Source organism: Ureibacillus sp. FSL E2-3493, assembly GCF_038077515.1.
Lineage (GTDB): Bacteria > Bacillota > Bacilli > Bacillales_A > Planococcaceae > Ureibacillus > Ureibacillus halotolerans.
Window position 1 is genome coordinate 408,905 of record NZ_JBBOPK010000001.1, and the last position, 25,385, is coordinate 434,289.

Consider the following 25,385-nt stretch of genomic DNA (forward strand, 5'->3'; position numbering starts at 1 on the left):
ATGGGAATTTTAATTTGGAAAATAAAAGCATAAATCTTTAAACAGAATTTTAAAAAAATCTATTGGAATGTACAGTCCAAAATATGCTGATAAAGTATGTTCCACTCGTGATGGTAGGCGGAAATGTCTTGAGGGTTTATGAACATACGCTTTGAAGATTCAAATTTTCCTTCAAAAGGGAGCAGTTTTGTAATAGTCATTTTGTAAAACAGTTGGTAGCCAATTTTAGGATATGGGCTACTCTCTGTCCAAAAAAGATTTTCACTATGATCAACGATTATGTATCCTAACAATTGGCTTTCGCCTTCTACATAACCTTCTTCTAACACCTCTCGTTTAAGGCAATTTTCCGGTGATTCACCAGATTCGATATGTCCTCCTGGAAAATCCCATCCTCTCTTATTTAAATGAACTAATAATAAGTTGCCACCTTGAAAACAAAAGCCATGGACACTTGTGATTAGATGCCTTTGAGGAAGTACCTCACTTTTCTTCCATGTTAATTTAACCTTTGATTCTCCCCAATGGACATAAGTAGTTGTCATGTTTCCCCTCCAAATTGATATGGGATAATGGTTTGGTTTAATCTAGAAAATCAGTTTTGCATATGTATCATGAGCGCGGATAAAAAAATGATCTTGTTCAAACTAATGCTTTGCTTGCTTTTGTATTCGATAGGTTGAATAGATGGAAAAACCCATTAAAAGACCTGATATTATAGGAATTCCTGTTTTTAATTCCACATGCGCAGAAAAACTATAAACCATTAAATAAACCCCTATACCAAACAAAATAATGAAATTCAAAACGAGAAAGCCATTAGTTTTCATAATAATCCCTCTTTTTCCCATTTATTAATAATTTAACCTATTCTCATCTTAAGTAATTTGTTTTATTTTTTCATCTATTAGGCATTAACTTTTCAAGGGGACCTTAAATGGCAGTATCATCAAACATGGTTTTTAGACAAATGAAATATATTTAGAATATTAAAAGTATTGACATATTGAACCGGATGATTTAAATTTGATACTAATTTTATTTTAAAAAGCGATGAAGAGGATACGAATCATTTTAGAGAAGATGAAAAGAGAGGGAAATCACCGGCTGAAAGTTTCCTAATTGGACGAAATGATTTACTACCTTAGAGCTGTGCTAGGAAACTAGTGACGTGTGCAGGCGTTATCTGCATTCAATGAGCTACTGATGCATTTGCATAGGTAGGAATTTGGGTGGAACCACGGGTAATCAACACATGCTCGTCCCTTAGTGGACAAGTATGTGTTTTTTATTTGCCTTAAAGGCAACAAATTAGAAAAGGAGTGTTAGGATGTCAAATCAACAAGTGTTAATTCAATTTCCAGATGGCAAACAAGCGCAGTTTGCAAAAGGTGTAACACTAACCGATATTGCAAAAGCAATTAGTCCGAGTTTAGTGAAAAAAGCCATTGTAGGAAGTGTAAATGAAACCACATATGATTTGGCGAGACCGATTCTAACCGATGCTCAAATTGCTATTTATGAGGCACATTCAGTAAAAGGTATGGAAGTCATTCGCCATTCGACAGCCCACTTATTCGCACAGGCTATAAAACGTTTATATCCAGATGTTCATTTAGGGGTAGGTCCCGTTATAGAAAATGGGTTTTATTATGATATAGAGATGGCACATTCATTAGTGCCGGAAGATTTAATTGTTATCGAACGAGAAATGCAAAAAATAGTTAAGGAAAATCTTAAAATTGTTCGTAAAGAGGTCACAAGGGAGGAGGCAAATCAACTTTTTGCACATGATCCATTAAAGTTGGAATTACTTGATGCAATCCCATTGGATGAACCGATAACAGTGTATGAACAAGGAGAGTTTTACGATTTATGTAGAGGTCCACATGTACCTTCCACAAATAAATTACAGTATTTTAAATTAATGAATATTTCGGGTGCTTACTGGCGTGGAGATAGTCATAATCAAATGTTACAACGCATTTATGGTGTGGCATTTGCCAGTAAAGAAGAAATGCAAAATTATTTCAACTTCCTTGATGAGGCCGAAAAACGAAATCATCGAAAGTTAGGAAAACAACTCGAACTATTTATGTTTTCAGAAGAAGCTCCAGGTATGTCATTTTATTTAGCAAATGGACAGATTATACGCAATGAACTTGAATCATTTCTTCGGGATTTACAAACAGCATATGATTATAAAGAAGTTCGAACACCTTTGATGATGAATCAGCGATTATGGGAACAATCCGGACATTGGCAGCACTATAAAGAAAATATGTATTTTACACAAGTAGATGAACAAAAATTTGCTTTAAAGCCAATGAACTGTCCCGGTCATATGCTTATTTATAAAAATGATTTGCACTCTTATAGGGATTTACCGATTCGCATGGCTGAATTTGGACAAGTCCATCGTCATGAATTTAGTGGGGCATTAAATGGTTTGTTACGTGTTCGAACATTCTGTCAAGATGATGCACATATTTTTGTAACACCTGAACAAATTGAAGACGAAATCACGTTAGCATTAAAGATTATTGATCATGTATATCAAGTATTTGGGTTTGATTATGAAATTGAGTTATCGACACGACCAGATGACTACATGGGTGATTTAGACTTATGGAACAAAGCTGAGCGGGCATTAGAAAATGTTTTAAACAATATAGGTTCACCATATAAAATCAATGAAGGGGACGGTGCATTTTACGGACCGAAAATTGATATCCATATTAAAGACGCGATTAACCGTAGCCATCAATGTGCAACAGTACAACTTGATTTCCAACTCCCTGAAAAATTTGATTTAACTTATGTAAATGAACAAAACGAAAAAGTAAGACCTGTTGTCATTCATCGTGCAGTATTTGGTTCAATTGATCGATTCTTAGGTATTTTAATTGAACATTTTGGAGGAGCATTCCCACTCTGGTTAGCGCCAAAGCAGGTTGAGATAATGGGTGTTACCGAAGTGCATAATGAATACGCGACAAAAGTATATAAGCTCTTGCAAAAAGCAGGAATACGAGCTTCTATCGATAGTCGTCATGAAAAGCTTGGAAGAAAAATTCGAGATGCACAAATAAAGAAAGTCCCTTACTTGATTGTTTTAGGTGACCAAGAGCAAAAAGACCAAACAGTTACAGTTAGGGGATATAAGCAGAGCGTACAAAAAACAATGTCCGTAGAGGAATTTTTACACGAAATATTAAAAGAAATAGATGAAAAGTCTCTACCAATGAATATGCGTTAAAAATAGTAATCCTAATTATCAAATTAAGAACGCCTTAAACCCTCTTTCATTTTTTGAAAGAGGGTTATTGCATTTAAATGAAGATGTTTATTGCTTGAAAGAAAGGTGCGGAATACTTAATAAAGTTTTAGTAAAGAATAGTGTCTAAAGAGGTGATTCTTTTTTGCTATGATCGGACTTATAATTGCCGTTATCCTTTTAAACACGGTTGCGTTTATTACGGTTAAGCGACTAACTAAAAATCAAATCGTCCATATGTGGACATTTACCGTCTTATTTCAACTAATTGTTGATCTCTATTTAGGTACTAAATATAACGCTTATTGGTATTTTAGCGATAGTGAAATTGAATGGTCTGATTTACCAGTGCGAATTATCTTGACGCCGCCTTTTATACTCATGTTTTTAAATTTTTTCCCGTTTCGCACTTCTTTTTTAAAGCGTTTCCTTTATATTGTATTTTGGTCTATAGTATGTGTCATTTATGAAGCACTAGCTTTGCTTCCAGAACCTTGGGGCTATTTCCATTATGGATGGTGGAAATTAGTTTATTCAGTACCTATTTATCCGATTTTACTTATCATTGAGTTGGCTTTTTATAAATGGATATGTAAATTGGAAAAAGCGTTATAAGATAACTAAGGGGTTGCAGCGGTATGAGGAATTTTACTAATAATAATACAGCCAGACGCTATAAAACCCATGTCAGTTTAGTTGGAACTACCCAACTCCATTTGCGAAACCCTTATATTATTGCTTGGTGGTCAGCTGCTTTTCCTGGTTTTGGCCATCTTCTATTATCGAAATATTTGAGAGGCTATGCCCTCATTTTATGGGAACTTCTTGTGAACAATATGGCCCATTTAAATTATGGAATTATTTATTCTTTTACCGGGAATTTTAAAATGGCGAAGGAAGTGCTAGAACCAAGATGGCTCCTTTTGTATCTTCCCGTCTATATTTTTGGTATTTGGGACAGTTACCGGAGTGCAGTGGATATGAACAAAGTCTACTTATTAGCGGAAAGGGAAAATGCTAATTTTAATTCTTTTATTATTGGGGCTGTAGAAGTGAATTATTTAGATAAAAGAAGACCGAGTATGGCGATATTTTGGTCCTTTTTAACACCGGGATTAGGTCAATTGTATATCCATCGAGTAATTACAGCCACTTTTATGGTGTCGTTTATGATTGTCTTTGTCTACTTTTCCAATGTCCTTGTCGCGGTTCATTTCCTCTTCATGGGTGAAATTAGCAAAGCGACTGAAGCACTTAACCCACAATGGTTTTTATTTATTCCATCACAAATTGGCTTTGGCGTGTATGACGCATACGTAAATACAGTGGAAAATAATAAACTATTTGATAGTGAACAACGAACATTTTTGCGAAAAAATTACAACCAATTTCGTATAAAAATACCAACATCTGATGAGGTGTGATCCATTGCAAATAATTTCTACCTTTGAGCATTCCACATATCTTGAGTTAGCGATTACGGCTATAGAACAATTAGGGGTACACAAAAGTCAAATTCTTGCTGTCCCGCTTGTGAATCGCACCCAAGAAAGAAGATTATTTGATACACTTCATCGAGCTGATGGTATTAGTTTGTTTGATAAGGGAGCGGCAATCGGAACGGCATTTGGTGTAATTGGAGCATGTATCGGTTTTCAATTAGAGTGGGGTCCGATTTATTGGGGGTTAATCGGTGGAGCGGTTGGGTTTGTGACGGGCTTTTTGATCGATTTCATCCTTTATAAAGTAATTTATAAAAGAAAAAGGGTGCTAAAAGGGAAGCATTCAGAGGTCGTTTTAGTCATCAATTGTCCGAATGAACTAAGTGAAAAAGTGGAACAATTGCTTTGGGATCACCTTGCATTAGGAGTGGCTAAATTAGAAGATTAATTCCAGGGGGAATGAAAGTATATAAAAAGTGCACGAACCGTAAAAAACGAGTTGATGTGCACTTTTATTGTTCTTAAAATGAGTAAAATTCACCGTCATCTGGCACTAAAACGTTAGAGATGCTTTTTTCTTTAATGAATTGTTTTAATTCCTCCCGAGACAACGTCCAATGATTAACGGCTTCCATATGAACGGAAATAATTTTTGCATTAGGGGCAGCCTTATACACTTCATAAATATCATCTATCCCCATAACGAGGGAACCGCCTTGCAGGAATTGATTATCTCCACCATTGACAACCAAGATGTCCGGTTCATGTGTTTCGATTACATCTTGAACCGCTTCATACCATACTGTATCTCCTGCAACGTATAAAGTTTTTTCCGTTACATGTTTGAAGACAACACCACACACTTGACCTGCAAGCTTTAAAATTTCTCCTCTGCCATGCTTGCCTTTTGTTTTTATTAATTGGATATCTTCAAAGACCGTATCCTCTTGTAAAACCTCGACATTTTGGAAACCAGCCTTTTGAATTTCCGTAGCATCTTCTTCATTTTGGGAAAAAATTTTGATGTCCTTTGGCAATGATTCCTTAGCTGCATCATCCCAATGGTCTAAATGTAGATGAGTGACAATAACCGCATCGATATTTTGAACGATCTTGTCGATGGTAGCAGGCAGCTCAACTATCGGATTTTTTTGATCTTGTCTTGGTGAATTAGGGAAAGGAGGGTAAGTTCCTTTTTCCGCTAACATAGGGTCGATTAAAAACCTTTTCCCTCCATATTCAACAACCATCGTTGCATTACGAATTTGATGTATATTCATATTCATTAACTCCTTTTTCGGGTATTCTTTAAACTGTGTATAGTTTAAACTATGACCTATTGATGGATACATAGAAAAAATAAAGTCTTTTGCCTGTTTGACTTTATTAATGAAAGGAGTTAGTGACATGTTAGATCGCACGGACAGGCTGATTTTAGAGGAACTATCTAAAAACAGTCGGCTCACTATGAAACAATTAGGGGAAAAAGTTCATTTAACAGGGCCGGCGGTTTCGGCAAGGGTGGTAAAGTTAGAAGATAGTGGCGTTATCGAAGGGTATACCGTTAAAGTGAACCAAGCCAAATTAGGTTGTCCGATTCATGCTTTTATTACAATCTTTACGCAAAGCACCTATCACCAGCCTTATTTGGCGTTTATTAAAACCGAAGAACAACACATCATTCATAATTATAAAATTAGTGGGGAAGGCTGTTACCTTCTTGAATGTCGATTTCCTTCCAACGAAGTGTTGAATCAATTTTTGACCGCGTTAAACGAACATGCGAACTATAAATTATCCATTGTGATTGATAAATAACGAAAAGGGTGCATTTATAATAATGCACTCTTTTACTGTTGTTAGGGGAAGGAGAGTTGGTTGAGAGTCGAGAACTAGTATAGGGAAAGGGGGATGTGACGTTGGGACGTTATATCAGTATGTTTTTTCTAACGGTATTTTCAGGGATACTACTTATGTTTTTAATTTTGTTGGTATTAGGTGATTTAGTTGGCGAAGTTGATATAGCTCTATGTATTCTATTCATTATTTTTGGTTCTTTTATCATCACCCAACTTTTTTACATAATCGATTTAATGAAGAAGGGCAGGAAATGAGGGGGACTCATAATGAGGGAAGAACAATTATTTGAACAAATGAAATTGTGGCGTAAATGGACAGTTGACTTTCTTCGGACGATACCTGAGGAGATTGCGGACCAAATTCCAAATGGCCATCATAATAGTATCCGCTGGAATGCCGGTCATATTTTAGTAGGTTGGGATAATACAATGTTTCCCGCAGTTCACCTAGAAAGACAAATGCCTCTATCTTATCATTTGATGTTTCCGAGCGGGAGTAAACCAAATAATTGGACAGAGCAACCTCCGTCAATGGAAGTACTAATAAAACAGTTGGAACAACAAGTACATGCGATTGAACAAGCTTGTAAAGGACACCTAGACGAACCGCTAAAAGAACCCTTTTTAGGTATGAAAACATTAGGGGATATGGTCGTTTTTCATATGAATCATGAGAGTTTACACATGGGGATTGTTAAAAGTATGAAGCAAATGCTAATAAGCGTTGAACAATCGTAGCCCAACGCTCGGTTAAAGTCTTATTAATTCAAGTATTTTAAATCAATTGCTGATTCATAGGGTTTTAGAGGACGTCCTTCTTTTATTTTTTGAACGAAATCCGGATTTGCAAGTAGAGGACGTCCAAAGGCAGCAAGGTCAATAGTACCTTCCGCAATCGCTTTAGAAGCACTGTCTGGATTTAAATTTCCGACCCCAATGATCATACCATCCCAATATTTTCTCACGAGTTGATGAAAAGTCATATCATTCACCATTTTTTCGGTAAAGTCATTTGTGGAAGGGTGTATAATTTGGAGTCCTACTTCGTGAAATACTTGAATAAAAGCCTTTATATTCTCTTCAGGATTGACCCATCTATAACCTGGGATATCATCTTTCAATTCGGAAAATCGTATAATGGTTTTATCTTTACCGACTTCATTAATAACCGCCATTAATACTTCTTTCATAAAGGTTAAGCGATTTTGTAAATTGCCTCCGTACTCATCCGTCCGCTTATTCGTCACTTCAGAATTAAATTGATCAATTAAGTAACCATGGGCTCCATGGATTTCAACTCCGTCAAAACCGGCCTTGATGGCGTTTCGAGCAGCTAATGCATAGTCTTGAATGACTTCCTTGATATCCAATAAAGTCATTTCTTCAGGAATGTCATATGGTTTCCGCAATCGATGGACAAGTCCATCCGCCTTTATAGGAGAGGGTGCTTGTGGTGGCAATCCTCCAGTCAGTTCTCGATGTGTCAACCTTCCTACGTGCCAAAGTTGGGCAACAATCGTCCCACCTTCTTCATGAACAGCTTCCGTTACTTTCCGCCATGCCTCTACTTGGCTGTTCGTATATAACCCAGGAACACCAAAAGTACCTTTGCCTCTAGGAGAAGGATTAATGCCTTCTGTAATAATTAGCCCAATCCCGTCTTTTGCTCTTTTCCGGTAGTAGTGGACAATATCTTCTCCAACAGTACCTGTTTCATTATTAGCAAAGCTCCGTGTCATTGGTGCCATTACAATTTTTGTTTTCAAGTGCCAGTTACCAATCTGAGTTGAACTTAATAATTCATTGATCCCCATGTTGTCCTAACTCCTTTATAAAAGTATTAACTTCTAGGGTTATTTTATATAATGAAAAGAAGGAGTTATATAGGAAAATCCAGTTTATAAAGTGCTATTAGTTTTAAATTAATTTTATTTTAAGTAATTTACTTAAAAAATAAAGGTGGTCGTTATTGTGGATGAATTGGATAAAGAAATCCTTTTGATTTTACAGGAGAAAGGTCGAATTTCCATGACGGAACTTGGAAAAGAGGTAGCCCTCTCTCAGCCAGCGGTTACAGAGCGAGTGCGCAGAATGGAGGAAAAGGGAATTATTGATCATTATCGGGCGATTGTAAGAGCAGAAAAAATAAACAAACCGATATCAGCCTTCCTGTTATTCCATACGAAAAGCTGTGAAAACTTTGTAGAATTCTGCAATCAATCAAAGGATGTAGTGGAATTATATAGAATTAGTGGCCAATATAACTTTTTAGTAAAAGTAGTGACGGAAACCCTTCAATCCCTTGAAGTTGCCATAAACGAGATGGGGATTTACGGAGATTCAACAACATTAATCGTACTGTCTTCACCAATCGAAAATGATAAATTGATTCCAATAATAAAGAACGATTGAAGGTATCGGTAGGGCATCATTATTCTCACCATCTATCCTTTTAATCTATTTGATAAATGTTTTAGAAAACCAAATATTCAAGAAAACGATCCTTTAGATGGATGATACTATCTACTATGTACAAACCGAATGCATATAGTATAAAACCTATTATAAGGATTACTAACGATTTAAAAGAGCTTTTCCAGCCCCCGATATTTTTCCGGCGTAAAATGTAATCCGTTATAAAAAATAAAACAGAGGCTAATAAACTAGTCCAAAGTAAAATTAAACCGAAAAGTAAGTGGAAAGCGAACGAAATATAAATTTCGAATTTTTTGTTCGTGTAGTTTGAAAGAAAACGGGCTATGTAATCACTTATAGTAGAAGTAATCGCGCCATAGATGAAAATCATCGGAAAGCTGAATGCCAGATATACTGGAGTGGCTTGCAAAAACCAAAACAAGTATTCTCCAACAGTATCCAATTCATTATTAAGCATATGAATGATTGTGAAAATCAAACCTAATAGCACGCCAAATAAGGAACTGGAAATAACTGCAGCTATCGTTTTTCTAGACAATATAAGGCTAATTTCATGTTTAAAACTCATATCCTTCTCCCCTTAAAGTTACAATTCTTAACCAATTCGATAAAAAGTCCTTTTCCATATTGTAACAGTTTAAATTGTTGTATGAAAATGCCCTTATTTAGAGGGGATATTATTCTCTATATCGAAACCAGTAGTATTGAATTTTTATTGGGGGATATGAAATGTACATCACAACAGAAAGACTAATTATACGTAAGTTTGAAATCGAGGATTGGCAAGATGTCTACGAATATATTTCGGATCACAATGTGATGAAATATATACCTGAAGGTGTCTTTACGGGAGAAGAGACGAAAGAATTTATCAATCAAAACATGGGGGAAAAAGCTGAGAAATTTGCGGTTGTATTAAGAGATGAGAATGTGGTTATTGGACACATCGCATTTTTTAAATATTTTGGGGAACATACATATGAAATCGGATGGGTGTTTAATCCGAAGTATTATAATAAAGGTTATGCATCAGAAGCAGCCCAATCCGTTTTAAAATTTGGTTTTGAAGAAATGAAGTTACATAGAATAATTGCAACATGCCAACCAGAAAATATCCCTTCCTACCGAGTAATGGAGAAGATTGGCATGCGAAGGGAAGGCTATTTTAAAAAATGCATTCCATCGGGAAATGAATGGTGGGACGAATATTATTACGCGATATTAGGCGAAGAATGGGAAAGTAATAAGTAGTCTATATGAGAAAAAGAGTTGACGATTAAATATGGGTCGTTAACTCTTTTTTATTGATGTTAAAAGGGATTTGAATTTCCAATCCCTTTTATGTAAACGAATGCTTATTAATCGTTTTTTGATGATCGTAGCAATAAATTTTCCCATCAAACTTTTTATTTGATAGACAATAGGATTTTACTTTATCTGACACGGATTTTTGACAGACAACACATATACTTTCCTTGTCCGTTTTTTCGTTCTCGTTTTTAGACGTTTTGATATTTTCAACGTGCTGCATTCGAATCGTAGGATCCGTAATATTAGCTTCCATTAGTTGTTGGTAGAGTAGTTCAATTTCATAATCCGATAAAAACGGTTCTTTATGTTGTAACTTGAGGATGGCAATTTTACGGTTAATAAATTCTGTTAGCTCAATATCATAAACAACGAGTTCGTTTGATTGTATTTTACGGAGTTCCTCATCTATCTTAAAGGTGCATCTTTTTGTAAAAGAAACCATTGAGATGAAGTAGTCATGATAGTGGGATTCTACTAAATTTTTTATTGCCTGAATATGACCATAGTTTTGTACTAAAGGACTCATCATTTTAAACTTCCCATTAACGAGCCACGTTTTTCGCTCCTTCCCACCATAAATCGTTCCTTGATAGTTTTTGGTTTCAATTACAAATAAGCCGTATGGTGTCATAATGATATGATCGATTTGGGAATAGCCAGTAGATGACTTTGAATTGATAATCATCAAGTCACTAATATGCTTATAATTTTTAGGGAACTGATCTAACTGAATATTAATTTTATACTCCCCAAGCTCTCCTTTTCTCTTTGCCCAATGCTCATTATTTTTATTTGAAACGGCTGTTTTCATAGGGGAAGGTGTCTCTTTTTGCTCTGTTTGACTTTGTTTCTTTTTGAAGAAGGAAAAAACCATGGTGTTACCTCTTTTCTTAGACTCAGTATATTTGAATAGTAGTAGTTACATCGGTAGGGAGGCAGTTAATTTTAAGAGGATAAAATATTTATATGAGTTTTACTAACTCCAATAGTTAATCGTAATGATTTTAATGCCGTTAAACCCTATAATTACCAATAATTTAAACTAATAATCTCTTTTTCTTCTAATTACTAAGAAACTTTAATTTGTTATAATATTACAATAGTTGTAGTAATTTAGTCAGAGAAGGAGATTGGGATGAAACCATTCTGGAATTTTCCAGCAGCAGCTGGTGGGACAATAAACTCGATAAATAATGCAGGAATTGAAACTTTTCGAGGGAACGAGTTGGATTCTCTTACACGGGAAATTTGCCAAAATTCACTCGATGCGGTAAAGGATGAATCCAAACCGGTTATCGTGGAATTTAAAAGTTTTCGCATTGAAAGTAACCGTTTTCCTGAGAAAGCCGAGCTTATCGATGTTTTTAATAAATGTGAGACGACTTGGAAAGGTAAAAATGCAAAAATTGAACAATTCGTCGAACAAGCTAAATACATATTAACGAATAATGAAATTTCATTTTTAAGAATAAGTGATTTTAATACAAAAGGATTGGAGGGTGCAAGAACTGGTGAACTAGGTACTCCGTGGAGTTCCTTAGTAAAAGAAGCTGGTTCTTCAAATAAAGGTGATAGTTCCGGTGGTTCCTTCGGTATCGGAAAATCAGCACCCTTTGCCAACTCAAAACTTCGAACACTCTTTTATTCTTCTTACGATATGTCGGACTTCAAGTCTCATATTGGTGTGGCAAATATTATGTCCTTTGAAGCGAAAAAGAATGTTAATACACTAGGGACAGGTTATTTTACGAATATAGAAAACTCAACAGCAATAGAAGGTTTATTAAACTTAGATCCTACTTTCCAAAGGAATGAAAGTGGGACAGATATTTTCGTAACGGCTTTTGATCCAAAAGAAAATTGGGTTGAAGCGATGCGTAACTCGGTTATATTTAATTTCTTCATCACAATTTGGCAAAAAAAGCTTGTTGTAAAAGTAGAAAATGAAACAATATCCCATGAAAATATAGGTTCATTAATTGCAAATCTAGATGATGCAATTGAAGAATATCGCCATGTAAAAGATTACTTCAAACTTCTTACGTCTGATGAGAGTATAAAAGTACCTTATCCAAAGAAAGTCTATAAAAAACTTGGGAATTTTGAAGAAGGTGAGGCAACCCTTTATATCATGAAAGGGGAAGACTTAAATCGTCGTGTTTTAATGACCCGTAAAGCTGGAATGCGTCTTTTTGAACAAAATCGAATTAGTGGAAGTATAAGTTTTACAGGTGTTCTCATTATTACAGGTAAACAGATGAACCAAGTGTTTAAACGGATGGAAAATCCTGCTCATACTGATTGGGAGCCAAATCGAATAGAAGAAGCACCAACAGAGGCGAAAAAAGTTTACAGTGATCTACGGAAGTTTGTTAAACAAACAGTTCAACAACAATTTCAAGCAGAAACAACCGAAACAATGGATGCCTTTGGGTTAAGTGATTTTCTACCAGACACAACGACTGTAGCAGGGGAAGGTGAAGACAAGAAAGAATCCCTATCCCTAAAGATAAAATCAATTACCCAAAAGAAAAAAGAGAAGCCGAAGAAAAAATTAAAGAAAAAGCAAACGAAGGAAAATTTTGAGGATGAACTTGTGGACGCAGGAATAGCTCCAGAAGGTGAATTCGCTGGACATTCCAATGATGATCGAAATGAAGGTCAAGGAAAAGGCGGTGGCACTGGTAACGAGCATGGTGAACAAGGAGCTACAGAGGATGGTACGGGTGGCACACAAGACGGTAAAGGTGAAAAAGAAAAGAATAAGCCAATTGATGCAGATACTCGGTACATATGTTTGCAGAAGAATGAAGGATTATACCGTCTAAATATTCATCCGACAAAACGATTCGAAAAAGGGAAACTTGAATTTAAAGTTGTCGGAGAGCAAAGTGACTATATTCTTCCTGTGTTAGATGTGACGTCGGAAGATATTCAAATTACAAGTATTGATAAAAATATTGTACGTTTTATCAACCATTCAGGTAAAAAGCCAAAGAATATTCAGGTGAAGGTGGATTACGAACAATATTGTGTACTAGAGGTGGACTTATATGAAATTTAATAACTCATTCCCGTACCCTGTATTATCTAGTGAAAATGATAACTATAAAAATTCAAAGTTTGAAACAACTATAGAAGTACAAAAAATCTTTGGGCAACTTAGTATTAGTTTTAAAAGTAATTTACAGGATTCTACCATTACTCAACTAATTGCGGAAGAAAAGGCAAAATACGCTTTGCATATCGAATGTCCACAAACCAGTTACCGACAAATCTTCCAATCCGAAGAGCCCTATATACTAGAATCGATACCGGATAATCGGTTACGTGGAAAAGTGGATGTTCATCCATTTATTTTGGCAAGTGAGAAAATTGAAAACTACCAAAATCCTAATTTGAACGACTTTTATCAAGGATTCCCTATTACTTTTGAAAAGGGAAATATTTTAGCTATTGGGGAAGCAGTAGAAATTACTTTATTTGAAGAGGATGAAGAATCTCAAAACTTACCTTCCATTGTAACGATTCGCCGAGTGGAAAAAGAAAAGATAATGACAGTGGATATTGAGTCGGATCAAATTATTATTAAACTTCCTAAGAATGAGTATGACCAATACGCTATAAATGCAAGTTCTAGATTAAAAGAAACGATTCTTTCAGTTGTAATACTTCCATGTTTAATTGAGGTGTTTTATAGAATAAGGGAAGATCAAGATGAATACGTCGATCATAAATGGTATCAAATATTAAAACAAATATTTGAAAAGAATAATACGCCATTAAGTCAGTTTATTACTGGGACATTATCTCCTATAGAAGCTGCACAAAAGGTACTACAAAATCCATTAGAAAAAGCATTTATTGAAATTAAAAAAATTAGCGAGGCGGAGGACTAACAATGAAAATTAAATTTTTATCGGAAGAAGCATTGCAAGACCTTCGTGCAAATTTTGAAACTTATAAAACCCATTACTATAAAAAAGATGATGCATGGTTTGATGCATATTTTCAAAAAGAAGGCCATTTAATCGAATCAAAAATCGAATTTGAAAAAACGGTTTTTAACAATGATGAAAATTATATGGTCAGTGATTATGAAAACGTAAAAGTAATCTATGAATCATTAAAACATTTAACTGTTGCCCAAGCTACTCAAGAACGTCTTTGGTCAGGATTAGCCCATGTTCAAATGAGAGACTATATCTACTATAGAATTGCAAATGACATCGAAAAGAAAAACGATAAGCGTATTCAATCGGCAATTTTCTTTACAAATGGTGCAAAACGCTCCTTATTTGTTCATGCACTAGCACGGCTTTGGTGGGTTGGCTATATGACATATGATGAATTTAACAAAGAAAATCCATATTGGTTAACAGAATTTTTCTGCTCAGCAGATTTCTCAGCACGTTGCGTCGTATTTTTCTCAAGTAACTTCACATCCAATCCAGCTATCACAAAGGGAATATTACGTGCTTTAGTAGAATTACGTGATGAAGGTGTAGATATCAAACGTGCACACTTTGTAGAATCCACAAAATATTTAAATATTTCTGGTGGGGCGATGGTACTTGATTTGCTTGAAGAGGATGAAGTGAAAGAGATGATTGAGAAGAGAGTTAGAAAAGTTTTTGGTTTAGAATTGCAAAATGTTACTAGTGTTAAATAGTTGTATAGTAAAAAATTTCGGAGATGAATCTATGTATTTTAACAGTGAAAATGAACTGATTATAAAAGCAAAAGAAGCCCGTGGTAAAACTTTTAAAGAAATAGATAAATTTAATCGTTTAAGTAAAAAAGGTGCAACAGGTGCTTTAGGTAACATTATTGAAGAGAGTTTTTTTGGTTATGAAGTAAATAGTAAAGCTGAAGCAGATTTCTCAAATTTAGGTGTTGAGTTAAAGGTTACTCCATTTAAACAAAATAAAAACAAAACACTTTCTGCTAAGGAGCGACTTGTACTAAATATCATAAATTATATGGATGAAGTACATAACGATTTTTGGTCATCTAGTTTTTGGAAGAAAAATGAAAAATTACTCTTAATGTTTTACGAGTGGAAGCCTGAAATTGACCGAGGAGATTATAAAATTATTGAAACCATTTTATTTACTTTTCCAGAAGAAGATTTAGAGATTATAAAAAAAGACTGGGAATTTATTGTAAATAAAATCCGAGCTGGTGAAGCGCATAATCTCTCTGAGGGAGATACGCAATATTTAGGCGCATGTACTAAAGGAGCAAATAAAAATTCGTTAAGAGCACAGCCATATAGCGATGAATTAGCCATGCAAAGAGCTTACTCATTGAAACAGTCTTATATGACCACTTTAGTTAGACAAGTAATTTCAAATGAAAAGTTAGTGCAATTTGCAAGTGCAGATGAATTGAAGGAAAAAACGCTTGAACAATTACTTAAAGAACGATTTGAGCCATATACAGGTATGACAATGATGGAAATGGCTAACAAGCTAAATATAAAAATTAACCCTAAAAACCGTGCTGCGGTTGCAAATCTAATAAGTGCTTTGTTAGGTGTTAAAGGGACAAAGCTTGATAACATCGCAGAATTTGCAAAAGCGAATATCCAATTTAAAACAGTTAGACTTAAACAGAATGGTAAACCAAAAGAAAGTATGTCTTTTGTAAACATTGATTTTAATGAAATATTAGAAGAAACTTGGGAAGATTCCTTTATCCGAAATTATTTTTTAGAAACTCAAATTTTATTTGTTGTTTTCCAGTTCGATGAAGAAGATATTTTACGTTTTAAAGGAATTAAATTGTGGCATATGCCGCTTCAAACGATAGAAAATGAAGTGTTTAATTATTGGAGTGAAATTCGAAAGGTATTAATAGATGGAGTCGTTCTAACTAAAACGAGTAAGGGAGTGGAAAACAATTTTCCAAAGTCCAATTTTAATGGAGTTTTACACGTTAGACCAAAAGGCGCTGATGCTAATGACAAAGTTCAATTACCAGATGGACAATGGATTACAAAACAATGTTATTGGTTGAATGCTAGTTATATCGCTGAAATAGTGAGTAGTTTGGAGGTGTAAATTATGGCGGGCTACATATTTACACTTAATAATATTGATTCACTCAATAAAATTATTGAAGATGGTATTTACAGTACAAATTTAAACATTCCGAAAAATAATACTTGGAAACCTCACCACGAAGGTACTCTTGCTGATTATCTTTCTATGACTGAAGGAGATAACGTTTATTTCTTTATTAAAAGAAAAATATATGGAATAGGTAAATTAATTACAATAGCTGGTGATTGTAAGCTATTAAATTTCCCTAAAGCAGATATTCCAATTGTTAATGACTATAAGAATCTTCAAGATAAAATGATATTAAACAGTTCGGAGGAAAATTTAAAGAATCGTTTTATATGCACTTTTATAGGTGCACCTGCTTTTTTTAAAGAAGGTATTGATATGGATGATGTTTTAGAATCAAATCCAAATGCCTTTAAAATGTTAAGAGTTCTTTGGAAACTATCATTTATAAAAATTGATGATATTGAGAATAAAGCTCTCTTTGATATGATCTTAAAATCTAATGAGAAGTATATAAATAATCATTTATTTCACTTTAACTTCTCCTCTAACATGCATAATCGTGTTAAACAACTTTATAACGAAGAGTACACATTAAATTCTAAAAATACTTTAATTTTGGCTGCCCAAAATAATGAAATAAAGCATGAAATGGCAATAGAAGCTGGTTTAATTGATTATATTAAAAAGAACTCAAGTGGTATTTTTGGTCGTTGGGACTATTTATCCCATCAAGTTGTAGCATCACCTTTTAAACCAGTAGACTATATGGATAAAATGGATGTGTTTGGTTATCGATTTATTGAAGGGTATAAATCAACAATATCAAAATATCTAGTTGTTGAAATAAAAAAAGATGTTGCTAATGTCGATGTTGTAAATCAAGTAATGAAATATGTCGATTGGGTAAATAGAGAGTATAGTTATGGTGATTACAATATGATTGAGGCTTTTATTGTAGCTAAAGATTTTGAAATGGAAGTGATCGAACTTAAGGATTCTATTGCTAAACGAAATTTTACTCAAGGAAGAAGGCCACCCATCTCACATGAATGGTCCAATTTAAGATTAATAAAGTATAGTTATAATATAGATTCTCAGCAGCTGGAATTTGAAGAAGTTATTTAAAGTATTTGAAATATTAAATTTAGACAAAGTTAATTAAAATAGTTGATCTTTTCTTGAATTTTTATTATAATAGAGAAAAACAGAAAGGATGTTCGCTTATGGATAAAACTCTGAATGTAGTCGAGTTGTTTGCGGGCGTGGGCGGATTTCGATTAGGTTTAGAAAAAGCGAACTCGGACGTTTTTAAAACAGTTTGGGCAAACCAATGGGAGCCATCACGCAAAACACAAGATGCTTTTGATTGTTATACGAGAAATTTCTCAGAAGGAATTCACAGTAATGAAGATATTACTACAGTATCTGACGAGGTGTTTCAACAGCTTGAAATCGATTTATTAGTTGGTGGATTCCCCTGTCAGGATTACTCTGTTGCTCGCTCTCTCTCTGGTGAAAAGGGGTTAGAGGGAAAAAAAGGTGTTCTATTTTGGGAAATTAAAAGGGTACTTGAAAACTCCCATCCTAAATATGTGTTACTTGAAAACGTGGACCGTTTATTAAAATCTCCTTCTAAACAGCGCGGTCGTGACTTCGCCATTATGTTAGCAACATTTAGAGATTTGAACTATATCGTTGAATGGCGTGTTGTGAATGCAGCAGAATATGGCTGTGCACAAAAGCGGAGAAGGGTATTTATTTTTGCATATAAAAAAGATTTGGATTTTGCGGACAAGCAGTTAAGATTTAGTAAAAATGAAATCGTATTTAAAGAAGGTTTCTTTGCTAAGACTTTTCCTGTAAAACTTGAACCTTATAAAGGTAGAGAGTCTATGCATGAATTACCGCTAGATATTTTACAAATATCAGATGAATTTTCTTTTGGTTTCCATACTGCCGGTGTTATGATTGATGGAAAATTCTTCACTGCTCATACTGAAGTGGCAAATGAATCTTTTATTCCTCTAAAAGATATTCTTTTAGATGAAGATAAGGTAGAGGAGAAATTTTATCTAACAGAGGCCCAAGCAGAAAAGTTCGCATATTTACGTGGTCCTAAAAAGATTGAAAGAACCTCTGCAACAGGACATAAGTATATCTTTTCTGAAGGTGGAATGTCTCCAACAGATGACCTTGATGGACCGGGTAGAACAATGTTGACTAGTGAAGGTACTGTGAATAGAAGTAGCCATATAGTTGAAGTGAATGGGCGTAAACGATTTTTAACTCCAATTGAATGTGAACGTTTAAACTCCTTCCCAGACAACTGGACGGCAGGTATGCCAGATCGTATGCGGTACTTTTGTATGGGGAATGCTTTAGTAGTAGATCTAATAACAAAAATGGGGAAAACTATTTTAGACATTGATGCAGAGGAAAATGTAACATCTGAGCAAATTGAGTTACTAATTTAAAGACAAAGACTATGGGAGACCATGGTCTTTTTTATATGAAAGAACTAACCTATTGACTCTTAAATCTAATAATTTTCTCCACCGCTGGAATATCTGCTGGTGCAAAGTTGAGGGAACGAATTTCTTCACGCGTAACCCATTTTGTATCAGCGTGTTCCGATACGGTAGGTTGTCCATCAACGAGTTTTGCTTTGTAAGTTTCGAGTCTAACAACCATTTTATCGTACTCGTAAGTGGTATCTTCCACTTTTTCTCCAACTGAAATGGTACAGTTGAACTCTTCTTGGATTTCACGAGCCAATGCTTCTTCAGGAGTTTCCCCATCTTCAATTTTTCCACCAGGAAATTCCCAATAGTTCGGTAGAGACATTTTGGGACTTCTTAAAGCACAAAAGATTTCATTCTTGTCATTTTCGATAATCGCTCCGACTACATGAACTTGTTTTTTCATTGATTCCTCCATGCTTTTAACATTGGGTTTCCTGTATTTTATCATTAATAAAATAGAATTGTTTATAAATCAGCATATTCTCATAAATGACAAACAGCTCGTCTGTGTAAAAATATAGAGGGAACCCAAGTCTTATTGGTTTCCCATTATAACATCCCTTTAAATCATTTAATCGCTATAAAAACCTCAATTTCTCCATTAGGATAATATTTCTCAAAATCGTAAGTGTACGCTCTGTTCAGTGTACCTGATTCCTCGCGTTCCCAGATGGTTTTCCAAGTGTTTAAAGTGCCTTGTTCATCTGCTGTGTCTACATTAAAGATTTCATATTTTGTGTTATTCGGTATTTCGAGGGAAGGTTGGTTTTGGCTATCTTCTAGTGCAATACTTAATGTGTAATCACCTTTATAGTTACTCTCGTAGGTATGATAGACACCGTAGACAATACTATCTTGCCCCGTTAGACGACTAGATGCATCCTTCCACAATCCTGAAATTTTTTGTAGCAAAAGATCATCATTAAAATTATTCGTTCGCACACTATTGATTACTGTTAATTTCATAAGGTTATCACTCCACACTAATTTTTCCAATCTTTTATTAAACGCTTAACTTAATTCAAAAAAGGGAACGTTTGTTCTTATAATGATTATAACGAAGAATCCTACTGGCATCAATACCAAAATTTACCTCGAGTAAATCTTTTATTTTCTTCTTCCCAAAGGTATTTCCATACTATTTGTTTAACTATTACTATAGCAGAATTGAATTAACAGAGGGGAGGAACTGTCTATGAAATGGGATACGCCGGAGAAGTTAAAAGGTTTATTATGTGAACTTGTGAGCTGGGAGAGCCAGACGTTGACAAAAGGAGAACAAGAATTTTCTAAAAAACTATATGCGAAGTTTCAGCTCCTTCCGTACTTCCAAGAAAATCGTGACTATTTACAAACAGTTGAGGTGGAAGGGGGAAGACAGGTAGTATCTGCATTGTATAGGCATCCAAAGGCAAAAAAGACTGTGGTGCTCATTAGCCATTTTGATACAGTTCAAATCGAAGAGTATGGTGCACTCATGCCCCTGGCTACTTTGCCAGTAGAGTTAACTCAAGCATTTAAAGAGGCAAAGGGGATGTTAAATGAACAGGCGCAAAAGGATTTGGATACAGGGGATTACTTATTTGGTCGCGGTGTCATGGATATGAAAATGGGACTTGCCCTTCATATGCAAGTGCTGGAGCGTGCCATTGAAGAACAATGGAATATGAACTTGCTTTTAATAACGGTGCCCGATGAAGAGGTAAACTCAGCTGGAATGCGTCAAGCCGCAAAGCATATTGCAGAAGTATCCAATCATTATGATCTTGACATTAGCCTCTTTTTAAATAGTGAACCTTCTTTTTCCCAAGACCCTTATGACTTGCAAGAATATATTTATACCGGGTCCATCGGTAAGGTGATGCCAGCTGCGTTATTTTACGGAAAGGAAACCCATGTGGGAGAGCCTTTAAAAGGTCTAAGTGCCCCTTTTATGAGCGCCTTTTTAGCAACTGAAATGGAATGGAACGAGGCCTTTGTTGAAACTGTTTATGGTGAGCAAACACCATTACCTGTTGCATTAAAACTACGTGATTTGAAGGAGCAGTATTCTACCCAAACGCCTTACCGGGCAGTGGCGATGTACAACGTTTTTTTAATGAAGCGAAGTGCTGCCGAAATTTTAGATTTATTTGAACAAGTGACAGTCCGGGCAATGGAGAAGTGTCAAGCCCGCTATGATGAAGTGTGTGCAAAAATGAACGTCCATCCGATCGGTCAAATACGTACGATTCGTTATAGTGAACTACTAAACTATGCAAAGCAAAAGCTTGGTGACGATGAAGTAGAACAATTAATAGAAGAAATAATCGCGAAAGCAGATTTAGATGAACGGGACCAATCTTTTTTCATTGCAGATAAACTAATGATTCATTGCCAGGAATTAGCGCCGGCAGTTGTTGTGCTATTCGTTCCACCATTTTATCCTGCGGTTAATTCGAGTGATCATACGTTAGCAAAAAAAGCGATTGATTTCGTATTACAGGCATCGAAGCCTTATGAAATTCCATTGCAGCAAGTACATTATTTTAATGGTATTAGTGATTTAAGCTATTGCCAACTAAGCGAGGATACGGGTTGGCAAGCATATGAAGTGAATACGCCCGTTTGGAAACGCACATACGATATTCCTTTTGACCACATTGCAACATTCAATGCCCCTGTGCTAAATGTCGGGCCATATGGGAAGGACGCCCATCAAATTTCAGAGCGGCTCCATATGAAAAGTGCTTTCTATGAAATGCCTGACTTAATTTATCAACTTTTAAGATTTGTTGAGAAGGAAACAGCAAATGAAATAGATGAAACATGAAGTGTAAAGAAGAAGTGGAGGGTCAACATGAACATTCGTATATTAAAACAAGAAGATGCACAAGTCTATCAATCTTTGCGTTTAAGAGCATTGCAAACAAATCCGGAAGCCTTTGGGTCGACTTATGAGCGGGAAGTGGCCTTTACACAGGAAATGGTGGAAGAACGTATTCGGGCAACAGAAGATAGTTACGGACTAGGGGCATTTGATGAAAAGGGTGAGTTGCTCGGCGTTGTACGATTTGTGCGAGAGACGGGTATGAAAGAAAAACATAAAGGAACGATTTATGGGATGTATGTAGCACCTGAGACGCGCGGTCAAGGAGTCGGTAAGGCGCTACTACAGGAAGTCATTTCACGAGCGAAGGATTTTGAAGGGGTGGAACAAATTCGTTTACAAGTTGTCTCAACCAATGAATCCGCCAAAAAACTTTATCAGTCTCTCGGATTTGAAACGTACGGAGTGGAACCAAGGGCACTGCTCCATAACGGTCAATATCTCGATGAGGATATGATGGTGTTGTTTTTAAATAAATAACCCTCCAAACCCCAGGGTACTGACCATCATTTTTGAGACAATAAGAAAACACCCTACTTTACAGTTAGTTGACGGTATTTAACCGGCGATTGGCTGTTTAGTTTCGTTTGAATACGGATATTGTTATAATATTTTATATAGTTTTCGACGATTTGGATCACATGCGCATTCGTTGTGCGATTGATTCCGTCGAGATAGAACGTTTCAGACTTTAGCGAGGAGTGAAACGTTTCAATTGGAGAATTATCAGCGGGCGTGCCTTTACGAGACATGCTCATGGTAATTCTTTTTTCTTTTACTGCCTTTTGATAGTCATAGGACGTATATACAGAACCTTGATCGCTATGCAGGATACAGCCTTCAGGTAATTCTGGTAGCTGATTTAATGTATCTAAAACAAACTCTGTATCTTGAGTAAATCCGATTGTACGCGCTACAATCTCGCCATTAAAGACATCTAGAATACTTGAAAGATACATCATTGATTGACCAAAAGGCAAGTAGGTAATATCTGTTACTAACTTTTCAAATGGTGCTTCCGCTGTAAATTCACGATTTAATAAATTCGGTGCGACGTATGCTGGTTGTCCAGTGCGTTTACGTTTCTTCACTTTTACTCGACACTGCCAACCATATTTTTGCATTACTTTTTGTACTGTATTTTCACTTATCGGTTCTCCATAAATGCTTGTGATTTTTCGGTATCCGTATCGATATTTATGAAGTTTACACAACTCACCCATTCTCTTATCCCGAATGTCTTTCTTTGTTTCAACGTTATTATTCTTTTTCCAACGATAATAAGATGATCTACCTACCCCCAAGTGGTCACAGATTTCGCCAATTGTCATGACTTCTTTTAGTTCTTCTACCAATTGCACAACTATTCTTGGTACCACTTCCTTTCCCATTCTGCGTACTTTTTTAAAACTTCAATTTGTTGCTTTAAATAACGGTTCTCAGCCTTTAATTTAGCTGTTTCATTTTCATATTCTGGTCCTTTACCATAGGTATATTGCTTTCCAACTGGCTGTTCAAGGCGATGAAGTTCTCCATTTCGATACCACTTCATCCACGTTTTTAGTTGTGTATAATTTCGAATATTCAATTCTTCTAAAACTTGATTAACAGGTATTCCTGCTAATCTCATTTCGATTGCTTTCATTTTAATTTCTACTGGATAACTAACTCTTGTTCCCATAGAAAAAACACCTCCACGTTGGATTTATAGGTTTAATACCCGTTTTTCAACGAAAGGTGTTTTTATTTGTCTCATTTTTTTAGGTCAGTGCGCAGTGAAACCTATGTCTCCCTGGGGTTTTTTAGCTCCATTAAAACTGCGTTTGTTATTTATTGTTAAAATAGCCAAATTCCGAAACTTACCAACTTCCTACAACGTCTCTATACGCAAATAGAACTAATACTTTTTCTTTACTTACTACTCCCTTTTTCATGCCCGAAAATACGGCCGATGCATAAACTACATAACGAAAGGTGATAGGCGTGACAGCAAAGAAGAACGCAAACCAAACAAAAAAACGAATCTTAAAACGGGTGCTCCTCGTATTACTTACTATCTGTTTGCTAATAGCGGGGATAATTGGATATGGGGTTTACTGGCTTTTCTTTGATTGGAGCCGTTTTAAACAAGATTTCATCACAGAATCCACATCTCCTCAAGGCACTTATACTATTCATGCTTATCGATCAGACTCAGGGGCGACGATTTCCTATGCGGTTCTTGGAGAACTCATCTTTAATAAAGAAGAGAGGAAATCGAAAAAAATTTATTGGCAATATCGGGAAGAGGACGCAGAAATCGAATGGATCGATGATGATACGGTTCGCATTAACGATGTGACATTAGAACTACCTGAACAATCTTATGATTATCGAAAAGGAATCAACTAGTCGAAAAAAGAATGATAGGAATGAATTCATATGGAAAAGATAACTGTACATAAGTGGATGGAATACGATTCACAATTCAACTTTGTAGGTGGTCAAATCGCCCATGATGGAACATTATTGCTCATTGAAAGTAGTTTGGAAGAATTGGATTTTTTCAATCGCCCGGTCCCTAAAAATGATTGGACGATTCGCATTATAAACGGAGAAACGATTGAAACGGTGATATTACCTCATGTGCCACTCATGCCGACGGAAGTTGATTTATTTTCTGATGGGACACTTTTACTTGTTCAAGGGCGCTGTGTAAAAGATGGTGATTACGTTGAAAGAAATGCCCGCAGATACAATCAAAACGGTCAATTAATCGACGCCTTTACATTAGGAGATGGCATCAATCAAGTTCAAATCGATGAGAAGGACACAATTTGGGTCAGCTATTTTGATGAAGGCGTATTTGGTAATTTTGGCTGGGAAGAACCGATGGGAAGTGACGGACTCATTGCTTACACTCAGAATGGAGAAAAATTTTGGGGTGCCCAACACTATGACATTTGTGATTGTTATGCGATGAATGTCGTGAGCTCAAAGGAAGTTTACTTCTATTATTATGATGATTTTTGGTTCGTTCAGCTGTCCGATCTGAAAGAAGTCCAACGAAACCGTATAGAAGGTAGCCCGATGATCCATCAATTTTTAGTCGATGAAGAAGGAATCATCGGCCAATTAGATCAGTCTACGCTTATCCGTTATCGTTTAAAGGGGAAAACCTTTGCTTCCAAAGACAAAGTTCAGTTTGTCGATGAAACGGGTAAACGGGTATTAGGCCACACATTCATGCGCGGGAACTATTTGTACATTTGTGGGAAAGATGGAATCTATCGAAAATAAATCTCCTTGTTTAAAAATTTTTTCAACTTCTAAAAAAATTTTAATCCCTTCCTAAATAAACCGCTTTCAATAAGGAATGAATCTATACGAGAAATTCAATTACGTTAAGTAGCATATAACCGTAAATGTGATGGAACCCCTTCCGCAAAACCCGTCTAAATCTTTGGTTTTTAAGCGTTCTTTGGAGATAGTGGAAGGAATTTTCTCTTACTTATTTGACATAAAAGGAGTATTATTATTGTTAGATAATAGTAGATATTTTAACCATAATATTTATAATAGACTATGGTATGATTATAATAAATACAGAAAA

27 protein-coding genes are annotated in these 25,385 nt (G+C 35.5%); 18 read left to right on the plus strand and 9 right to left on the minus strand.

The annotated features are described in order from the left end of the window. Positions 1-59: 59 nt before the first annotated feature. Positions 60-545 (minus strand): NUDIX hydrolase, encoded by a 486-nt coding sequence (locus MHH69_RS02210; protein ID WP_122971629.1) that lies wholly within the window; start codon positions 543-545, stop codon positions 60-62. Positions 546-647: 102 nt separating this feature from the next. Further along, on the minus strand, positions 648-830 hold the full coding sequence (locus MHH69_RS02215) for a hypothetical protein (protein ID WP_122971630.1): 183 nt from the start codon (positions 828-830) through the stop codon (positions 648-650). Between the two features lie 500 nt (positions 831-1,330). Here MHH69_RS02215 and thrS point away from each other — a divergent pair, with 500 nt between their 5' ends. The 4 genes from thrS to MHH69_RS02235 all read left to right on the plus strand — a co-directional run bounded on the left by thrS (position 1,331) and on the right by MHH69_RS02235 (position 5,167). Further along, positions 1,331-3,259, plus strand: coding sequence for a threonine--tRNA ligase (gene thrS / locus MHH69_RS02220; protein WP_341361642.1), 1,929 nt, complete (start codon positions 1,331-1,333; stop codon positions 3,257-3,259). Between the two features lie 168 nt (positions 3,260-3,427). Continuing rightward, on the plus strand, positions 3,428-3,892 hold the full coding sequence (locus MHH69_RS02225; RefSeq protein WP_341361643.1) for a hypothetical protein: 465 nt from the start codon (positions 3,428-3,430) through the stop codon (positions 3,890-3,892). A 23-nt stretch (positions 3,893-3,915) separates the two neighbouring features. Next, positions 3,916-4,701, plus strand: coding sequence for a hypothetical protein (locus MHH69_RS02230; protein ID WP_341361644.1), 786 nt, complete (start codon positions 3,916-3,918; stop codon positions 4,699-4,701). A 4-nt stretch (positions 4,702-4,705) separates the two neighbouring features. Next, a complete protein-coding gene (locus tag MHH69_RS02235) occupies positions 4,706-5,167 on the plus strand; it encodes a hypothetical protein (RefSeq protein ID WP_122971634.1) in 462 nt (153 codons plus the stop codon). A 73-nt stretch (positions 5,168-5,240) separates the two neighbouring features. On the opposite strand, the gene MHH69_RS02240 is transcribed toward MHH69_RS02235, so the two are convergent. Continuing rightward, positions 5,241-5,999: an MBL fold metallo-hydrolase gene (locus MHH69_RS02240; RefSeq protein WP_341361645.1), complete on the minus strand. Its 759-nt coding sequence runs from the start codon at positions 5,997-5,999 to the stop codon at positions 5,241-5,243. A gap of 127 nt (positions 6,000-6,126) precedes the next feature. Between MHH69_RS02240 and MHH69_RS02245 the strand changes: the two genes are divergently transcribed. Continuing rightward, a complete protein-coding gene (locus MHH69_RS02245; RefSeq protein WP_341361646.1) occupies positions 6,127-6,537 on the plus strand; it encodes an Lrp/AsnC family transcriptional regulator in 411 nt (136 codons plus the stop codon). Positions 6,538-6,845: 308 nt separating this feature from the next. Beyond that, complete coding sequence (locus MHH69_RS02250) at positions 6,846-7,316, plus strand: DinB family protein (RefSeq protein WP_341361647.1); 471 nt, start codon at positions 6,846-6,848, stop codon at positions 7,314-7,316. A gap of 23 nt (positions 7,317-7,339) precedes the next feature. On the opposite strand, the gene MHH69_RS02255 is transcribed toward MHH69_RS02250, so the two are convergent. After that, positions 7,340-8,392 carry an alkene reductase gene (locus MHH69_RS02255; protein WP_341361648.1) on the minus strand — a complete coding sequence of 351 codons (1,053 nt, stop codon included), beginning with the start codon at positions 8,390-8,392 and terminating at the stop codon, positions 7,340-7,342. Between the two features lie 157 nt (positions 8,393-8,549). Here MHH69_RS02255 and MHH69_RS02260 point away from each other — a divergent pair, with 157 nt between their 5' ends. After that, positions 8,550-8,990: an Lrp/AsnC family transcriptional regulator gene (locus MHH69_RS02260; protein ID WP_341361649.1), complete on the plus strand. Its 441-nt coding sequence runs from the start codon at positions 8,550-8,552 to the stop codon at positions 8,988-8,990. A 61-nt stretch (positions 8,991-9,051) separates the two neighbouring features. Here the strand turns inward: MHH69_RS02260 and MHH69_RS02265 are convergent, their stop codons facing one another. Then, positions 9,052-9,582: a hypothetical protein gene (locus MHH69_RS02265; protein WP_341361650.1), complete on the minus strand. Its 531-nt coding sequence runs from the start codon at positions 9,580-9,582 to the stop codon at positions 9,052-9,054. 161 nt (positions 9,583-9,743) lie between these two features. Between MHH69_RS02265 and MHH69_RS02270 the strand changes: the two genes are divergently transcribed. Then, entirely contained in the window at positions 9,744-10,265 is a 522-nt protein-coding gene (locus MHH69_RS02270) for a GNAT family N-acetyltransferase (protein ID WP_341361651.1), read from the plus strand. An 88-nt stretch (positions 10,266-10,353) separates the two neighbouring features. On the opposite strand, the gene MHH69_RS02275 is transcribed toward MHH69_RS02270, so the two are convergent. After that, positions 10,354-11,199, minus strand: a complete 846-nt coding sequence (locus MHH69_RS02275) for a nuclease-related domain-containing protein (RefSeq protein WP_341361652.1) — start codon at positions 11,197-11,199, stop codon at positions 10,354-10,356. 261 nt (positions 11,200-11,460) lie between these two features. Here MHH69_RS02275 and MHH69_RS02280 point away from each other — a divergent pair, with 261 nt between their 5' ends. The 6 genes from MHH69_RS02280 to dcm all read left to right on the plus strand — a co-directional run bounded on the left by MHH69_RS02280 (position 11,461) and on the right by dcm (position 18,876). Further along, positions 11,461-13,389 carry a hypothetical protein gene (locus MHH69_RS02280; RefSeq protein ID WP_341361653.1) on the plus strand — a complete coding sequence of 643 codons (1,929 nt, stop codon included), beginning with the start codon at positions 11,461-11,463 and terminating at the stop codon, positions 13,387-13,389. After that, positions 13,379-14,224: a hypothetical protein gene (locus MHH69_RS02285; protein WP_341361654.1), complete on the plus strand. Its 846-nt coding sequence runs from the start codon at positions 13,379-13,381 to the stop codon at positions 14,222-14,224. The genes MHH69_RS02280 and MHH69_RS02285 overlap by 11 nt, the downstream gene beginning before the upstream one ends. Before the next feature lie 2 nt (positions 14,225-14,226). After that, on the plus strand, positions 14,227-14,997 hold the full coding sequence (locus tag MHH69_RS02290) for a DUF6339 family protein (protein ID WP_341361655.1): 771 nt from the start codon (positions 14,227-14,229) through the stop codon (positions 14,995-14,997). A gap of 31 nt (positions 14,998-15,028) precedes the next feature. Beyond that, positions 15,029-16,390, plus strand: a complete 1,362-nt coding sequence (locus tag MHH69_RS02295; protein ID WP_341362942.1) for a Sau3AI family type II restriction endonuclease — start codon at positions 15,029-15,031, stop codon at positions 16,388-16,390. Positions 16,391-16,393: 3 nt separating this feature from the next. Then, positions 16,394-17,527, plus strand: coding sequence for a hypothetical protein (locus tag MHH69_RS02300; RefSeq protein WP_341361656.1), 1,134 nt, complete (start codon positions 16,394-16,396; stop codon positions 17,525-17,527). Positions 17,528-17,625: 98 nt separating this feature from the next. Next, the gene (gene dcm, locus MHH69_RS02305; protein WP_341361657.1) at positions 17,626-18,876 is read left to right on the plus strand and encodes a DNA (cytosine-5-)-methyltransferase; all 1,251 of its coding nucleotides are present in this window, start codon (positions 17,626-17,628) and stop codon (positions 18,874-18,876) included. A 49-nt stretch (positions 18,877-18,925) separates the two neighbouring features. On the opposite strand, the gene MHH69_RS02310 is transcribed toward dcm, so the two are convergent. Together MHH69_RS02310 and MHH69_RS02315 are read right to left on the minus strand one after the other, a co-directional pair. Continuing rightward, positions 18,926-19,327, minus strand: coding sequence for a (deoxy)nucleoside triphosphate pyrophosphohydrolase (locus tag MHH69_RS02310; RefSeq protein WP_341361658.1), 402 nt, complete (start codon positions 19,325-19,327; stop codon positions 18,926-18,928). 164 nt (positions 19,328-19,491) lie between these two features. Next, positions 19,492-19,890 carry a GyrI-like domain-containing protein gene (locus MHH69_RS02315; protein WP_341361659.1) on the minus strand — a complete coding sequence of 133 codons (399 nt, stop codon included), beginning with the start codon at positions 19,888-19,890 and terminating at the stop codon, positions 19,492-19,494. 229 nt (positions 19,891-20,119) lie between these two features. Here MHH69_RS02315 and MHH69_RS02320 point away from each other — a divergent pair, with 229 nt between their 5' ends. Both MHH69_RS02320 and MHH69_RS02325 read left to right on the plus strand, forming a co-directional pair. After that, complete coding sequence (locus tag MHH69_RS02320; RefSeq protein WP_122971656.1) at positions 20,120-21,736, plus strand: M20/M25/M40 family metallo-hydrolase; 1,617 nt, start codon at positions 20,120-20,122, stop codon at positions 21,734-21,736. Positions 21,737-21,763: 27 nt separating this feature from the next. Next, entirely contained in the window at positions 21,764-22,273 is a 510-nt protein-coding gene (locus tag MHH69_RS02325) for a GNAT family N-acetyltransferase (protein ID WP_122971657.1), read from the plus strand. A 53-nt stretch (positions 22,274-22,326) separates the two neighbouring features. Here the strand turns inward: MHH69_RS02325 and MHH69_RS02330 are convergent. Further along, positions 22,327-23,474, minus strand: a protein-coding gene (locus MHH69_RS02330; protein ID WP_341361548.1) for an IS3 family transposase whose coding sequence is annotated in 2 segments (ribosomal slippage) — positions 22,327-23,201 and positions 23,201-23,474 — 1,149 coding nt in all. Because the reading frame shifts where the segments join, the coding sequence is not laid out codon by codon here. A 302-nt stretch (positions 23,475-23,776) separates the two neighbouring features. Here MHH69_RS02330 and MHH69_RS02335 point away from each other — a divergent pair. Then, on the plus strand, positions 23,777-24,184 hold the full coding sequence (locus tag MHH69_RS02335; RefSeq protein WP_241559296.1) for a DUF5412 domain-containing protein: 408 nt from the start codon (positions 23,777-23,779) through the stop codon (positions 24,182-24,184). A gap of 30 nt (positions 24,185-24,214) precedes the next feature. Further along, positions 24,215-25,072 (plus strand): hypothetical protein, encoded by an 858-nt coding sequence (locus MHH69_RS02340; RefSeq protein ID WP_241559297.1) that lies wholly within the window; start codon positions 24,215-24,217, stop codon positions 25,070-25,072. The last annotated feature ends 313 nt before the right edge of the window (positions 25,073-25,385 follow it).